The organism is Tenacibaculum sp. 190524A02b, from assembly GCF_964036645.1.
GTDB lineage: Bacteria > Bacteroidota > Bacteroidia > Flavobacteriales > Flavobacteriaceae > Polaribacter > Polaribacter vairaonense.
In genome coordinates this window covers 2,705,432-2,721,919 of record NZ_OZ038525.1, presented here as the reverse complement: position 1 = coordinate 2,721,919, position 16,488 = coordinate 2,705,432, and the positions used below count along the sequence as shown (strand labels likewise).

The following is a 16,488-nucleotide window of genomic DNA, read 5'->3' as shown; positions in this document are numbered from 1 at the left end:
TTAAGAAAAAGTTATGAAATAATTGTAAAAACAATGCTAGATTACACTTTAGTGTAGCTGTGTTTTAATAGGGTTTTAATTATATTTGGTATAGACAATATTAAATCAAATGGAGTTACAATATAGTAGAAACAGAATATATGTTAAGGAAGAAGAGCAGAGGTTAATAAAAAAAACTTCAATATTGTTAGCGGGCAGTGGGTTAGGTAGTGTTATTGCAGAATGTGCATTACGATTAGGGTTTGAAAATATTACAATAGTTGATGGAGATGAGGTAGAAAAATCTAATCTTAATAGACAGAATTACGAAGCTAATGATATTGGAGAAGAAAAAGTAAATGCTATTAAGCGCAGGTTGTTGTCTATTAACCCTAAAGCTAATATTACTGTTCATAATTGCTTTATTGATGAAGAAAATGTAAAAGGTTTTATTGATGGACAAGATATAGCGATAAATGCTTTAGATTTTACGACCGATATTCCGTTAAAGTTTGATAAGTTATGTCAAGAAAAAGGAATTCCAGTGTTACATCCGTATAATTTAGGATGGGGAGCATTGGTTGCTGTTATTACTCCCGATAGCCTAGATTTAAGTTTTTTAAATAAAAAAAGTGATGAAACATTTAATGAACTTAAAATGGTAGATTATATGGTTGGGTATATGAAATTTTGGGGAAAACCTCAAGATTGGATAGAAAAAGTAGTAAATGAATACAAAAAAGAAACAGAAGTATTATCTCCTCCACAGTTATCTGTAGGATCTTGGTTATCTGCTTCCATGTGCACTCAAATACTTTTTAATATTACTACAAAAAAAGAAGTGAAAAAATTTCCAGATTTATACTTTTTAAGTATTAATGATAATTAAATAAGTTTATTATTGGTAGCAAAAGATACTGCTTCGGTAACGTTAGCTACTTCCAATTTATCAAAAAGTTTTTTTCTATGAAATTTAACTGTATCAGGAGAAACAAAAATAGTTTCTGCAATCTCATTTATTTTAAAGCCCCTTGCAGAGTATTGTAGTATTTCTTTTTCTCTACTAGTTAAAGTAATCTTATCTTCTTTTTTCCAAAAATTACCATCTAAATTATAAGTAAACATTTTGTTGTCTCCTTGTTTGTATATTCTAATATTTCCAGATTTATTTTCATTTGAAAGAGATATTGTGCAAATAGCTTTCCAAATTTTACCATTTTTAGTTAAAAATAAAGGAGTTAGTTTTTGGTTTACAAGTATTAGTTTTCCTTCTGAAGTCTTTAAATGAAAGTCATAAGATATGGTATAGGATAACCTTTCTTCAAGAGGAAGTGTATCGTAAAAATCAAAACCTACGGTATTTATTTTTAAAAGTAAATCTAAATCTTTTGCAGGGACATATTTAAAGTAAAAAGCATAGCCCATTTCTTCAACATCTTTAGGAGTATGTCCACACAAAAAAAGAGGATTGTCTGAAACATATTCAAAGCCTTTTTTTTGATAATCAATAATATATATGCTTTTGTATGTTGTTCTTACAAAAGCTTTTATAGAAGCTAAGTAGTTGTTAGTTTGGCTTAATTCGTCTTTTGATATCTTTTCTACAGTATTACTAATAGAAAAAAAACTATTTATATTTTCTTTTTTTTTCATTGATGATTTTGAGGGACTTCCAGTAAAAGTATGAAAAAATTGAATACACTTTAATAAGATAGTTTAAGAATTAAGAATTATTTAGTGTTTTGAGTGTTTTTTTACACTTTAGTGTAATGATTTGTAGGGGCTTAATAAATAATTTGCTGAAAAAATATTTATGTTACCAAACAATAATTCTTTACAATTACTACCCATTACAGAAATTCTTGATCTTGCAAAATTTGTTGTAGTTGAAAATTTTAAACATCATCAAAAAGGTGAGTTTGATGAACAACTTAATATTGATATTCATTCTATATACAAAGAAGAGTTACATTTTTTTAAAAATGCAAAAACTTTTATATCAAAAAATATAGAAGGTGTTATTGAAGGAGCTATAAGAGTTTTAAAATGGAATTATTTTGATTTACTACCATTTGAAAAAATATTTGGTATAAGTCCTACAGAAATAATTAAAAACTCCATAAATAAACCTATATGGCATATAGGTAGATTTGCTATTAAAAAAGGAGGGAATGATATAAATCTTTTTAAAACTTTAATGGTATGTGCAATAGCTCCAATTTGTAATGATAAAAATGCGGTAGCCTTAGCTGAATGCGATAGCAGGTTATTAAAAGTTTTAAGAATTTTAGGTATTAAAGCAACTGTAGTTGGTGATTCTGTGAATTATTTAGGGTCAGAAACGGTACCAGTTTGTTTCTTCTATGATGGATTAATTGACTTTTATACTAAAAATAAACATATAGTATCAGAATCAGTACTACAAAAAACTGATGAGCTAGATAGGCTACCTAAAAGTGTAGTTTTAGAGGTAGCATAGTTTAACTACTCTTTAGTGTAGTTAAGGTTGTTATTCAATCTTTTACATTTGGAATAGATAACAAAAGAGCATTCTAAATGAATCAAACTAATCTTATTTTTTATTTACTCTTTTTCACATCTTATATGGTATTATCTCAAGTTAAAATAAAAGGAAATGTAAAGAACTCTTTAGGAGAAGCAATTGAATTTGCTAATGTAATATTTACAGATTCGAGTAATACTATTATTAAAGGAGGTGTAACAAATGAAAAAGGAAGTTTTGAGTTTTTAATTAAAGAGGGCAATTATAAATTAACAATTAGTTTTCTGGGATATAAAGATTATAGTGTAAACTATATAATAGATAAAAACCAAAGTATTGATACTGTTTTTTTAGAAGAAGATTCGAATAAGCTGGAAGAAGTTGTTGTAACTGGGAAAAAAGCAACCATAGTTAAAAAAGTAGATAGAATTGAATTTAATATAAAGAACACTGTTTTATCGGAAGGTAATGCGTGGGAAGTGCTAAATAAAACTCCTGGAGTAATAGCTTCGTCATCTGGATCTTTGCAAGTTTTTGGTAAGTCTGGTGTTTTAGTTATGATTGAAGAACGTCCTGTGCAGCTTTCATTAGATGAATTAAAAAATATGTTGGAAGGGATGTCTGCTAGTGAAATTAATTTAATTGAAGTTATTACAAATCCGCCTGCTAAATACGATGCAGAAGGAAATGGAATAATAAATATTTCTTTAAAAAAGAAAAAAACATTAGGATATAATGGAGAGTTTTTTTCAAGATATACACAAGGGATATTTCCTAAATTAAGTAATGGAGCAAATATTATTTATAGAAATAATAAAGTTAATATTTCTGCAAATTATAGTTTAGGAAAAGGAAAGAGTAATGTGAAAGAAGATAGTGATATTAATTTTTTGAATTCAATAACAAAAAGATCTTCTTTTTGGAAAGAAAACTCTGATAGGAATACAGACTATGTCACTCATAATTTTAGAACATCATTAGATTATCAATTGTCAGAGAAAAGTGTATTTGGGGTGAAAATAGATGGTAATCTTGTTCCAGATAGAGAAACAATTAATAAAACTAGGACAGATGTTTTTGATAATCAGAATGTTTTGGAGTCTATCTTTATTAATAATAATAATTCGGATAGAGAAACTAAAAACATTTCTTATAACGTAAACTTTAACCATAAATTTAAAAAGAAAGGGCGTTCACTAGTTTTCAATTTGGATCATATAGATTATGATACTGAAGGAAATCAAGGGGTTAGTACAGACTTTTATAAGTCAGAAAACAGCTTTGATAAAAACGAGTTTTTTACATCTGATAATAATCAAAATATTCAAATATATACTTCAAAGCTAGATTATATAGAGCCAATTGATTCTACGTCCAATATAGAAGCAGGTTTTAAATTTAATTCGATAAAGACAGATAATAATTTAATTTATTTTAATAGAAATCCCCTAGGTAATTTATTATTTGACAGTACAAGAAGTAACCAATTTATTTATAATGAAGATACTTATGCTACTTATTTGTCTTATAGTAAGGATTTTGATAGACTTTCTGTTAAAGTAGGTGTAAGAGGAGAATATACAAGAACTAAAGGTAATTCAGTTACATTAAATCAAGTTACAAATAATAATTATTTTGAAATATTTCCTTCTGCTTTTTTTCAATACAGTCTGAAAAATAAAAATTCAGTAGGAGTGTCTTATAGTAGAAGAATTAAAAGACCAAAATTTAGATTATTAAATCCTTTTCAATTTTTCACAAGTCCATATAGTTCTATAGAAGGAAGCCCTTTTTTGCAACCCTCTTTTTCTGACAATGTAGATGTAACATATAGTTTAAAGAATAAATATTTCTTAACAGGGTATTTTAGTTATACCAAAAGTCCTTTTACTCAATTATCAATTCAGGATAATGAAACACGAGTTTTTAAATATAAGGCAGTGAATTTAAATAGTAATGTAGCTTTTGGACTAGTATTTAGTACTTCATTTAATATGTCTAGTTTTTGGAGGGTGTATTTTGATCTTAATTTATATAATGAAATATATGAGTTTATAGATGTTGATGGTAGTCAGTTGATAAGAAATCAAAGGTTTAATATGGATCCGTATTTGTGGAATGAGTTTCAGATCTCTAAAAAACATAATTTATCGTTAGAACTTATAACTAGATATTTTTCACCAAAAGTTCAAGGAGGTTTTGATATTAAAGAAATGGGAGAAGTATCAATAGGGGTAAAGAAGAAATTTCTACAAAACAAAGCAACTTTATCAATATATGTAGCTGATGTTTTTGATACTAATAAATACACCTTAGAATCTAGGTACGCTATGCAAAACCACATTTTTAGAGAAAACCCAGAAAATCAATATGTCAGATTTTCTTTGTCATACAGGTTTGGGAACTCTAAGAATAAAAAGAAGAAAAAAAGAGAGCGTAAGTCTGCAGAGAAAAAAAGATTATAAAAAATTATTTATCGATAAATGATATCCGAGTAGCCTATTATGATGTAAAACTAACTAGGGAAATATTAATTAACAAAACAATTTAAAATTATGAAAATCAAGTTTTCACAAAAGGATCGCGAAGCATTAACAAAATCAATGTCATCATTTGAAAATGAAAAATTAGTAGATGCTTTAGACGTAGTTGGAGCAGGTCAAGCAGGAGATGCTGGCTGGTCTAGATCATGGTCAAGAAGTAGCGCTAATGCTGAGATTGGTCAACCAGGTCAAGCATAATATTTATCTAAAAAAATATTGGGGTAATTGTTAATTACCCCAATATAATTAAACTTGAAAAGATGGAATTAATTGAAGCAACTTTAAAATGTAGGTATGCTATTTTAAAAATAGCCAGTAGATGTAACTTAAATTGCAGTTATTGTTATGTGTACAATAAAGGAGACAAGTCTTATCTATTGCAACCTAAAAAAATGTCAACAGAAACTATTGATGCTTTTATCAATAGAGCCAAAGAACATTGTGAGTTACATGAAAGTGAAATATTTACTTTTATTTTTCATGGAGGAGAGCCACTATTGGCAGGCAAAGAGTTTTTTGAATATTTTGTTGAAAAAGTGGATGTTAATTTCAAGGATATACATACGAGAGCAAGGTTTACTGTTCAAACCAATGGAGTATTGTTGAATAATGAATGGTGTGAATTGTTTGATAGATTAGGAATCAGAATAGGAATTAGCATAGATGGTCCGAAAGTATATAACGATAAATTTAGAGTAGATCATGCTAATAGAGGTTCTTTTGATGATATAATAAAAGGGGTTAACGTAGTTAAAAATTACGGAAAAATTCCACTTGGAATTTTATCTGTTGTCAATATAGAAATTCCACCTGAAGAAATGTATAACTTTTTAAAGAAGTTAGATGTTACATGGATGAATTTCCTTTTACCTGATGGAAATTATGATAACCCACCAGAAGGATTAGGTTTGGATTATGGCAACACTATATACGCAGATTGGCTTATTAAACTATTTGATTTATGGTTTGAAGACAATAGTAATCGTTTAGATATAGGAATGTTTAGAAGCCTTATCTACATGGTTCTTGGTGTTGATGTAGCAGCAGATGAATTTGGAACTAGAACTACAGATGCATTAGTGATTGAAACAAATGGTGATATTGAATCTCTAGATGTTTTAAAAATTTGTGGAGATGGCTTTACCAAAGGAGATGCAAATGTAAAAAATACATCTTTTGAGGAAGCTTTAAATACACCTTTAGCTAGGTCTTACCATTTGAGTCATAAAGTGCTGTCTAAAAAATGTCAAGGTTGTGTAGTAAAAGATATCTGTGGTGGAGGTAATTTGCCACACCGATTTTCAACTGAAAATCAATTTGATAACCCAAGTGTATATTGTGCTAATTTATACAAACTGATTATACATATCCAGAATAAGATAATATCTAAACTACCCGAAAGCTTTGTTAAGGAATCAGGAATCAAAGAATTAGAGTATAAATAAATAAAAAATAATTATGTTACTAACTGAACAAAATATTAATATAGAATTAGCAGAAAAAGCTTTGTTGTTTTCGATTAATGAAGCTCAAGAAATTAATTCATTAATAATTAATGAATTTTATGATTTAGTAGATACTAGACTTGTTAAGTTGTTAGAGAAATACCCTGATGTAAATCAGTCTTATAAAGAATTGTCTATAGAAGAACAAAAAAAAATTAAGAAGGCTCCAGAAGTATTAAGCTTATTGTTTGCATCTGATAATAGTTTGATTAATAAAAATATCAGTTATTTTTTGTTAAGGCTTTTTGAGGCAGAAAGAGCAAAAAAAACAGAAACCTTTAATGTAGAAAAGTTTGGAGAAAGTCTTTGGTCTGCCGATGGTTCTTTTATGATTTCATATGATACAGAAGATAAGACTTTTGCTACTTTTGAGCATCCTACCGTTTCAAATACTCAAATACCTCAAGATTTCTTTAGTCATTTTAATCTAATAAATTCTACAGATAAAAATCATTATAGCTCAGAAGAATTAAAACCAATATTATATTCTTTTGAAGAAGCAGATTTAGTGTCTGATAAAATAACAAGGGTTTTTGATAAGTTAGATGACTGTTTTAAAAAATTCATTTGTACCTATACAAATGTGCTAATGTTAAAGAAAACAATTGATGAAAATATGTTTACTTCTGGTACAGATTCCACGCACATAAATAGAGTAATAATAACAAATGCTCATACAGTTGAAGATGAGGTAATAGCTGATGCAATGATACATGAGGCTATTCATGGAACCTTAACAATTATAGATGTATTTAATGAATGGCAACCGAGTAGAAAAAAATCCCTTGAATTTGGAAGAAATATTTATTCTCCTTGGACTAACAATTTATTAACCATAAGGAATTTAGTTCAAGCTGTTTATGTATGGTATGGTTTGTATAATTTCTGGAGTACCAGACCAGCAAATTTTAATCAAGATTATATTGAAAAAAGAATCGTTTATATAGAAAATGGGTTTAAAAAAATGAATATTACTCCTTATAAGGAAATTATCAATCCAACTACCTATAAGGAATTATCATCAATTAAAAATAAATTTTTATAACTAGAAAGACTAATTAATGTTTAGAAATGAGTTTCCTTTTTTTCATCAAGTATCAAGTAGAGATTGTGGCCCTACTTGTTTAAGAATGATTAGTAGGTTTTATGGGAAGAAGTTAAGTTTTAGTGACTTAGATAAAGAAGGTCTTTCGTATAACGGGATGTCTATAGGTGTTTTAAGTGATTTAGCTTCTAAACTTCATTATAAACCGTTAATTATAAGAACAGATTTCGAGTCAATTAAAAATAAAGCACCTTTACCTTTTGTGGCGCATTGGAATCAGAGTCATTATATAGTTGTATATAGGGTTACTGAAGAATATGTGTATGTAGCTGATCCGGCATTTGGGAAAACTAAATATACTAAAGAAGAATTTTTAAAAGGTTGGTTGTCTAATAAAAAAATAGAAGATAAGAATAAAGGAATTGCTCTTTTATTGGAGCCTAATGAGGATTTTTTTAAAGAAACTAAAACAGAAGAAGTTTCTAAAAAATCATTTAGCGCTTTTCATTTTTTAAAGAAATATTTTCTATTCTATAAATATCATGTAGCACAATTACTATTAGGTTTTTTTCTAGGAAGTTTATTGCAGTTTATTTTTCCATTCATAACAAAATCGATTATTGATTTTGGGGTAAAAAATGGAGATGTAAGTTTTTTAGTATTTGTTTTAGGTTTTCAAGTTGTTTTATTTGCGTTAAGTGTTGGAATTGAATTTTTGAGGGCTCATATTCTGATTCATGTAAGCAGTAGAATAAACATTTTCATTATATCAGACTTTTTTGTAAAAGTAATGAAGCTACCTATTAGCTTTTTTACATATAAAGTAACTGGGGACTTAAATCAAAGAATTAGAGATCATGAAAGAGTTGAACGATTTATATCAAACTCATTATTAAAAAGTATATTTTCAATTTTTAGTTTAACCGTTTTTAGTGTTGTATTGTTTGTTTTCAGTAAAATAATATTTATGATTTTCCTAGTTGGAATTGTAATAGAGTTGAGCTGGATATTTTATTTCTTAAAAAAGGTAAGAATATTAGATCAGAAAAGTTTTTCTTTAAATTCGGAAGATCAGAATAAAGTATTTGAATTGATTACAGGGATTCAGGATATAAAATTAAATAATATTGAAGATAAAAAAAGGTGGGAATGGGAAAAAATACAGTTAAATAGGTTTGATGTATCTCTAAAAAAGTTAAAGTTAAAACAAGTACAAGAAGGAGGTCAACGTTTTTTTAGTTATTTACAAATAATACTCATAACTTTTTTTTCAGCGTATTTAACTATAGAAGAAGAGTTGACTTTAGGGTCAATGATGGCTATTATTTTTATTATAGGTCAAATGAATGCTCCAATAAGTCAATTGATCAATTTTATACTTCAAGGTCAATTAGCAAAACTAAGTATTGATAGATTAATAGAGGTGCATGATGAAAAAGAAGAAAAACAAAATAATATTAATCATTCATTAGCTGTATTGAATAATGATATTTCAATAAATAAATTAACCTTTTCTTATACAGGGAGAACTGAAAATACAGTAATTAATGAGTTGAGTTTAATTATTCCTAAAGGTAAGATATCAGCAATAGTTGGAGTTAGCGGTAGTGGTAAAACAACGCTGTTAAAATTACTTTTAAAATTCTACGAACCAACACTTGGAGATATTTGTGTAGGAGATACAAGTTTAGAGAATATAGATAATAAATATTGGAGAAGTAAGTGCGGAGCTGTATTACAAGATAGTTTTATTTTTTCTGATAGTATAGCCAATAATATTGCTCTTAATGAAGATTCTTTTAGTGCTATAAACTATGACAAATTGATTAAAGCTTGTCAAATAGCCAATATTCATGATTTTATTAATAAACTTCCTCATAAGTATGAAACTAAAATTGGTCAATACGGTATTGGACTAAGTCAAGGTCAAAAACAAAGGTTGCTCATAGCAAGAGCAGTTTATAAAGATCCAGATTATTTGTTTTTTGATGAAGCAACAAATTCATTAGATGCAGAAAATGAAAAAGTAATTATAGAAAACCTAGAAGAAGTTTATAAAGGGAAAACTGTAATTATTGTGGCGCATAGGCTAAGTACTGTAAAAAATGCGGATCAAATTATAGTTATGGATGAGGGTAAAATAAGTGAAGTAGGAAACCATGAAGAGCTTATTAATAATAAAGGGAAATATTATAAACTCATTAAAAATCAATTAGAACTTGGAGGATAATAAAATGATAGAACATAGGTCGAAAGAAACTGCTAAAGTGTTGAATGAGATTCCTGGTAAAATATTGCGTTGGGGAATGTATTTAATGTCTTTATTTGTAGTATTTATAGGTTATTTTAGTGTGGAGTTAATTCACTTTAATGTTAAAAAAACTATTAAAGTTAGTATGATTAATGAAAAAGAGATTAAGCTAGATAAAGCCATGATTGAGAAAATAAAATTTAATGAAATAAATAATATATATGTGAAAGGGAATAAATTAAAAAACAAAGATGACTTTGAAATAATAGTTGTAAATGGAAACGAAATTATGATTAAGTTTCATAAACCTTTTTTTAGAAATAATAAAGAAATTGCAAATATTGAATTAGATCAAGAAAAAAGTTTGTCAGAAATAGTAATTGGAGATACTTTTTTCTAATTGAAATACTGAAAAGTAATTCAGAAGTAGCTTTTCAATATTTTTGATATTCTGATTTTATTTATAGCTTAAATTTTACAGTTTTTTACAAAACTTAACTTGTGTTAACTTGTTGGTAGTTAGTGTTTAATTAAATTTGTGGTAATTCATAAATGAGAGAGGTTAAATAATGATTATTGTTTTATTTATACAATAATTTGTATGAAAACAAGTATTCATTATGTCTATTTTTTTGAATTAGAAGAAAATTAAACAGAAATATTAAGTTATCATGAGAAAATTAGTCCCTTTATTATTATTGCTAATAGGCTTTACAATTAAAGCAAATGCCCAAAAACGGAGTTGTGGAGTGGATGCATTAATGGAAAAAAGAATGCAAAACCCAGAATTTAAAGCTAAGTATTTTGAAAGAGAAATTTTATTTAAAGAAAATTTAAAATCTTTGAAAACTGAAGGGAAGCTATTCCGTAAAGAGTCAGTTGTTATCCCAGTGGCAATACATTTCCCAGCTGGAAGTGAATCAAATAGAGCTTGTTTAGAAGCGTTGTCTCAAAGTCAAATAGATATCTTAAACAAAGATTTTAGCGGAACTAATCAAGATATATCTTTATGGGAGAGTGCTAAGAGTCATTACCCAGGGGTCAATACAGGTTCTGTAAACGTACGTTTTGTAATTGCTACCAAAAATCACCCAAGTAATACAGATTCTGATTTAGTAGAAGGAGGAAAAGCCGTTACTATTGGTTATAATTTTGGAGGAGGACAAGATACAGATGTAAAATGGAAAGGGTATTTAAATGTAGTTGTTAAAGATATAGAAGGTTTAGGGTATGCTTCTTTAGGAGGTTTGCCAAAAATTGGAGATGCTGTAGTTATTGACAATGCGGCTTTTGGTTCTGGTGAAGGATGTACAGGTTTTGTTCCAGGAAATCCATATAACAAAGGGAGAACATTAACACATGAGCTTGGTCATTACCTTAATTTGCCTCATACTTTTAGTGGAGATTGTTCTAGTGATGATGGAGTGGCGGATACGCCAAATATAGATGAATCTTCAGGAGGTTGTCCAGCCCCTGGAAGCGTTCAAATGTGTTCAAACAAATCGTTAACTATGAATTTTATGGATTATGTTAATGATGCATGTATGTATATGTTTACTGCTGGCCAAGCAGAACGTAGTACCGCTTTTTTAAGTACAGTTAAAAACTCGTATAATATGACCGTATTAAGTGCAGAAGTTATGGATATGGAAGAGAATTTAGTGGTATATCCAAATCCAGTAAGAGAAAACTTGACCATTAAACTAGGAGGACAATTTTTAAAAGAACAAGTGCAAGTTCAGTTGTTTGATTTGCTAGGTAGATCAGTTTCTGAATTTAAAATAAATGAAAACAGTAAAATATCTGTAGCAAATTTAAATACTGGATTGTATTTATTAAAGTTAAGTACAGATAATAATACTATTACAAAAAGAATAATTGTAGAATAAATTATAGCCTTGCTTATATATAAGAAAATTACCCAATTCCCCACTTTATTTGAAAATGCTGAGTGAACTTTTTAAGTTCATTCGGCTTTTATACAACTAGTCTATATCCTTTACCTCTCACACTAACTATTTTTAAGTTTTCATCTTTACTTAAATGTTTTCTTAATTTAGAAACAAAAACATCAATACTTCTAAAGTTAAAAAAGTCTTCATTACCCCATAAATCTTGTAAAATTACCTTTCTTTCTACTGTTTTGTTTTTATGAGTATATAATAAATGAAGCATATTAGCTTCCATAGCGGTTAATGTTTGGGTTTCATTATTAAAAGTAAGAGTTAACGAGCTATGATTAAAAGTAAATTGACCAATTAAGTATACCTCTTGATTATTTTTTACCTGTTTTCTTTTTAAAATGTTTTTAAGCCTAAGATTTAACTCTTGAAAATTAAAAGGTTTAGTAAGATAATCATCAGCGCCAAGAGCTAGTCCTTTGATGATGTCTTCTTTAAGAGCTCTAGCAGTTAAGAATAAAACAGGAGTTTCTATTTGTTTGTTTCTCATGGTTTCTAAAAGAGTAAACCCACTTATTTTTGGCATCATAACATCAAAAATGCAAATTTCCGGAGAGTGTTTTAATAGAAGCTTAAGGCCTTCTTCACCATCAAAAGCACAGATTACATCATACCCTTCAGCTTCCAAAAATTCTGAAAGAAGGTTAGATAGTGTTAATTCATCTTCTACTAAAAGGAGTTTAGTTTTCATAAGGTATTTCAATATTAAATTTTGTTCCTTTATTGGCCTTGCTCGTAAAGGAGATTGACCCATTCATTCTTTTAATTATCTCAGCAACGTAGCTTAGCCCCAAACCGTGGCTTTTAATTTCATGAGTATCATTGTAGGATACGGTGAAAAATGGAGAAAATATTTTATTACTAAACTCTTTAGGAATACCTATTCCATTATCTTCAATAGTAATAATAAGCTTTTTGTTTTTTAAAAACGTTTTAATTGTTATTTCCCTTGGAGATTTAGAGTACTTAACAGCATTGCTAATTAGGTTGTCTATTAAGTCAGTAAACTGTTCACTATCAGTGATTATGTTTATGCCTTGGTGGTTGTAGTCCACCTTGATAATATCATTTACTTTTAAAACGAGGTCATATCTGCTAACTATTTCGCTAATTGCTTTTTCAATATCAACAACATCACTTTGAAAATCTGTAGAGGTAAGTTTAGCCAGTTTTAAAATCCTTTTAGAAAGTGTTCCTATTTTATCGTTTTCTTTTTTAGCAATGGAGGCATATTTATGAAGCTTAGGGTTAGTGTTTAATTCTATATCAAGTTTCTCTAAAGCTAATCCGGCTATGGTAATTGGTGTTTGCAATTCATGTGTTAAATTATTAATGAATTTGTTTTTAAAACTATTTAACTTTTTTTCAGTAAAATATTTTTTAACCAATAAGAATACACAAACGATAATAGTTATAATAATTATAATTGAAGAAAAAACAATGTATTTAATCTCTGAAAAAATATATTTTTTCTTTTCTTTTAGCTTAAAACTAAATATTCCACAATCGTAAATTAAAAGAATATCAGACTGCTGATAAATGGAGTCGTATTTTTGAGATCTATATACCCAATGATAATCTATTTCGTAAGAAGTATTAAGGTCATGGCTAGCCACCTCTTTTTTTAATCTGCCATATATGGTATCCAAATCCCTATGGGTAAGTTTAAAGTTATTGGGAGAATTTTGTTTAAAAAATAAAGCTTCCTCTTTAAAAGTCTTTTCGTCAGATTCAAAATTATAAGCTTTCAATAAAGAGAAGGATAATTCGTGTTTTCTGGTTGCTAAGGAATATTCTTGGATAACGTTGTTAAGAATATGGGTGTACTCATCATCAAGATTCATTCGTGCGTTTTCATAAAAACTAATTACAAATAAAACTTGATAAATAATTGCAACAATTATAGAAATTACTAGCGATACTATAATTAGTATAATAGATCTATTTATCCCCATGGTGTAAAATTATTTAAATATACTGTGGAAACGACAATGTTTACAAAACTTTACAAATGTTTACAAGCTTTAACCTTTAATATAGGGAAGACTTGGTAGATTTGCAACTGAAATAGAATTAAAAGTACGTTTATAACGTATTTTATTAAGAGTAAACTACTACATGAATAAGGTGAATTAAGGGGAACCTATTTTTTGAGTTTATAAAGCCAGTAATTGAGTTGCTGGCTTTCTTTTTTGTTGTAATTTAAATTAATATTTCTTTATTTAAAATAAAAAAACCTTACTGAATTAGTAAGGTTTTGTCGGGGTGGCAGGATTCGAACCTGCGACCTCCTGCTCCCAAAGCAGGCGCGATGACCGGGCTACGCTACACCCCGATTATTTGGGACTGCAAATGTATAAAAAAAATATAAATAAGAAATAAAAAAACATGATTTTTTAAGTTTATTTACACATAATCAAAATATATAAAGCAAAGAGCAAAAAAGATAAAAAACAATTACATTTGTAAATACAAATTTTTTAAGAGATATGGCAGAAAAAATAAAATGTTTAATCATTGGTTCTGGACCAGCTGGATATACAGCAGCAATTTATGCAGCAAGAGCAGATATGAAACCTGTTATGTACACAGGAATGCAGATGGGAGGACAGTTAACTACTACTACAGAAGTAGATAATTTTCCAGGCTACCCAAATGGAACAGACGGAACTGCAATGATGGAAGATTTAAAGAATCAAGCAGAAAGATTTGGAACAGATGTTCGTTTTGGAATGGTCACTAAAGTTGATTTTTCTGACCAAGAAGGAGGAGTTCATAAAGTTGTGGTAGATGAAACTACAGAGTTAGAAGCTGAAACGGTTATTATTTCAACTGGAGCTACTGCTAAGTACTTAGGATTAGAAAGTGAGCAACGTTTAATAGGTGGTGGAGTTTCTGCATGTGCTACTTGTGATGGATTCTTTTACAAAGGACAAGATGTAGTGGTTGTTGGAGCAGGAGATACTGCAGCAGAAGAAGCTACGTATTTAGCTAATATTTGTAAAAAAGTTACAATGCTAGTTCGTAAAGATTACATGAGAGCTTCTAAAGCAATGCAACACCGAGTAAATAAAACTGAAAATATAGAAGTATTATTCAATACTGAAATTGATGAGGTTTTAGGTGACAATGTAGTTGAAGGAGTAAGAGCTGTTAATAATCAGACTCAAGATAAAGTTGATATTCCTGTAACTGGTGTATTTATAGCAATAGGGCATACACCAAATACACAGTTGTTTAAAGGAGTTTTAGATATGGATGATACTGGGTATTTAATAACGAAAGGAAAATCTACTAAAACGAATATCCCAGGAGTATTTGCTGCAGGTGATGTACAAGATAAAGAGTATCGTCAGGCAGTTACAGCTGCTGGTACCGGTTGTATGGCAGCTTTAGATGCAGAACGTTATTTAGGAGCATTAGAATAGGATAGTAACTTACTAAATATAATAAAAGGAGATTACACATGTAATCTCCTTTTTTAGTTTATATATAAGTGGCTTCTTCTTTAGTTGTTTTTAGATGTAAAGAAACATCATTAATAAATTCATCAATTTGTTCTTTGGTAACATTAGGCATACATATAATGTGAGTTATATCTTCCTCAGTAGCTAATTGCCATTTGTTTTTAATAGAATCTGGCATTTTAGGAAAAACAACAGTAATTGCACCAGGATTAGACCATGCATTTATTCCAATTTTTAATAGCTCTTGTCTACAATACTTTGCTGTTTCTAAACTACGATTATATCTTACCTTTAATCCTTCTATACCCATTTTTTGAATAGCATACCATAAAAATAATGGGCTATGTCCATTTCTAGAACCAGTAATGGTAGTGTCTAAAGAACCAATGTATGAAATACCTTTTGAAACACGATCTCTCAAAGAACGTTTTGTAACAATAACACCAGCAGGAATTGGAGAACCAATAAATTTATGTCCACTTATAGAAATACTATCAGCTCCATCCATAAAGTCAAAAGGGATTTTAGGCTCTACAAATGCTCCAAATGAACCTGATAAAGCACCATCACAATGTATATAATGATCTTGAATAGCTAACTTCTTTAAAATTCCTTTTACTTTAGAAACATCATCTTTAGCTTCTTTCATAGTAGTGCCATATGTAGTTAAAATAATAGCAGGCTTATGTCTATTGAATTTTAAGGTTTCTTCCAAGTCATTGTAATCTATTTCCCCGTTTTCTTGTGATCTGATGACAATACTAGGAATGTTTAATAAATGAATATTCTTTTTTACACTATAGTGAGTAGATTCTGAATAGTATACCATTGCTTTAGGGTACATTTCTCGCGCAATGTATAAGCCATATAAATTACTCTCTGAACCACCATTAGTAACATATCCCCAATAATCATTTGGATTTGCTCTAAAAAGTTTGGCAAAGAAATCCACTACTTCTCGTTCTAATTCATGTGTTTGTACTTTATAGGTACTATTTTCGTATGGATCTCCTAGATTGTTAACAGGATATTTTAAAAACTCATATAATTCAGAATAATCAAAGTCTTTTGAAACAGGATATCCTAAGAATGAATCCCTTGCATCTTTAATTTTTGCTAGTAATGCTTCTAATTTGTTATCTAATAATAAATTTACCCCCATAATCTATTTCAGTTTAATATAATTAATACTTCAAAACTAAATAATTACAGAAAAATAAACTTGTATTATATT

At 28.7% G+C, this 16,488-nt stretch carries 14 protein-coding genes and 1 tRNA gene; 10 read left to right on the top strand and 5 right to left on the bottom strand.

Annotated features, from left to right (window positions below; genetic code table 11):
• The first annotated feature begins 109 nt into the window (after positions 1-109).
• Positions 110-868: a ThiF family adenylyltransferase gene (locus tag ABNT65_RS11095; RefSeq protein ID WP_348706879.1), complete on the top strand. Its 759-nt coding sequence runs from the start codon at positions 110-112 to the stop codon at positions 866-868.
• On the opposite strand, the gene ABNT65_RS11090 is transcribed toward ABNT65_RS11095, so the two are convergent.
• Positions 865-1,632, bottom strand: a complete 768-nt coding sequence (locus ABNT65_RS11090; protein WP_348737784.1) for a response regulator transcription factor — start codon at positions 1,630-1,632, stop codon at positions 865-867. The genes ABNT65_RS11095 and ABNT65_RS11090 overlap by 4 nt on opposite strands.
• Positions 1,633-1,792: 160 nt before the next feature.
• Here ABNT65_RS11090 and ABNT65_RS11085 point away from each other — a divergent pair, with 160 nt between their 5' ends.
• From ABNT65_RS11085 to ABNT65_RS11050, 8 genes are all read left to right on the top strand, one after another.
• Positions 1,793-2,458, top strand: coding sequence for a hypothetical protein (locus tag ABNT65_RS11085; protein ID WP_348706877.1), 666 nt, complete (start codon positions 1,793-1,795; stop codon positions 2,456-2,458).
• A 77-nt stretch (positions 2,459-2,535) separates the two neighbouring features.
• The gene (locus ABNT65_RS11080; protein ID WP_348745856.1) at positions 2,536-4,947 is read left to right on the top strand and encodes an outer membrane beta-barrel family protein; all 2,412 of its coding nucleotides are present in this window, start codon (positions 2,536-2,538) and stop codon (positions 4,945-4,947) included.
• A gap of 90 nt (positions 4,948-5,037) precedes the next feature.
• Complete coding sequence (locus ABNT65_RS11075) at positions 5,038-5,223, top strand: hypothetical protein (protein WP_348737787.1); 186 nt, start codon at positions 5,038-5,040, stop codon at positions 5,221-5,223.
• 62 nt (positions 5,224-5,285) lie between these two features.
• Positions 5,286-6,470, top strand: a complete 1,185-nt coding sequence (locus ABNT65_RS11070; RefSeq protein WP_348702328.1) for a radical SAM protein — start codon at positions 5,286-5,288, stop codon at positions 6,468-6,470.
• Positions 6,471-6,483: 13 nt separating this feature from the next.
• A complete protein-coding gene (locus tag ABNT65_RS11065) occupies positions 6,484-7,575 on the top strand; it encodes a hypothetical protein (protein WP_348702329.1) in 1,092 nt (363 codons plus the stop codon).
• A 16-nt stretch (positions 7,576-7,591) separates the two neighbouring features.
• Positions 7,592-9,805, top strand: a complete 2,214-nt coding sequence (locus ABNT65_RS11060) for a peptidase domain-containing ABC transporter (RefSeq protein ID WP_348737788.1) — start codon at positions 7,592-7,594, stop codon at positions 9,803-9,805.
• Complete coding sequence (locus ABNT65_RS11055) at positions 9,795-10,226, top strand: hypothetical protein (protein WP_348737789.1); 432 nt, start codon at positions 9,795-9,797, stop codon at positions 10,224-10,226. The genes ABNT65_RS11060 and ABNT65_RS11055 overlap by 11 nt, the downstream gene beginning before the upstream one ends.
• Before the next feature lie 271 nt (positions 10,227-10,497).
• On the top strand, positions 10,498-11,715 hold the full coding sequence (locus tag ABNT65_RS11050; protein ID WP_348745855.1) for a zinc-dependent metalloprotease: 1,218 nt from the start codon (positions 10,498-10,500) through the stop codon (positions 11,713-11,715).
• Positions 11,716-11,803: 88 nt separating this feature from the next.
• On the opposite strand, the gene ABNT65_RS11045 is transcribed toward ABNT65_RS11050, so the two are convergent.
• From ABNT65_RS11045 to ABNT65_RS11035, 3 genes are all read right to left on the bottom strand, one after another.
• Positions 11,804-12,478, bottom strand: a complete 675-nt coding sequence (locus ABNT65_RS11045; protein ID WP_348702334.1) for a response regulator transcription factor — start codon at positions 12,476-12,478, stop codon at positions 11,804-11,806.
• Positions 12,468-13,742 carry a HAMP domain-containing sensor histidine kinase gene (locus ABNT65_RS11040; RefSeq protein WP_348745854.1) on the bottom strand — a complete coding sequence of 425 codons (1,275 nt, stop codon included), beginning with the start codon at positions 13,740-13,742 and terminating at the stop codon, positions 12,468-12,470. The genes ABNT65_RS11045 and ABNT65_RS11040 overlap by 11 nt, the downstream gene beginning before the upstream one ends.
• 305 nt (positions 13,743-14,047) lie before the next feature.
• Positions 14,048-14,122, bottom strand: a tRNA-Pro gene (locus ABNT65_RS11035).
• 154 nt (positions 14,123-14,276) lie between these two features.
• Between ABNT65_RS11035 and trxB the strand changes: the two genes are divergently transcribed.
• Positions 14,277-15,215, top strand: a complete 939-nt coding sequence (trxB, locus tag ABNT65_RS11030) for a thioredoxin-disulfide reductase (protein WP_348702336.1) — start codon at positions 14,277-14,279, stop codon at positions 15,213-15,215.
• A gap of 58 nt (positions 15,216-15,273) precedes the next feature.
• Here trxB and ABNT65_RS11025 read toward each other — a convergent pair whose 3' ends face one another.
• Positions 15,274-16,416, bottom strand: a complete 1,143-nt coding sequence (locus ABNT65_RS11025; RefSeq protein ID WP_348737791.1) for a histidine decarboxylase — start codon at positions 16,414-16,416, stop codon at positions 15,274-15,276.
• Positions 16,417-16,488: the final 72 nt, after the last annotated feature.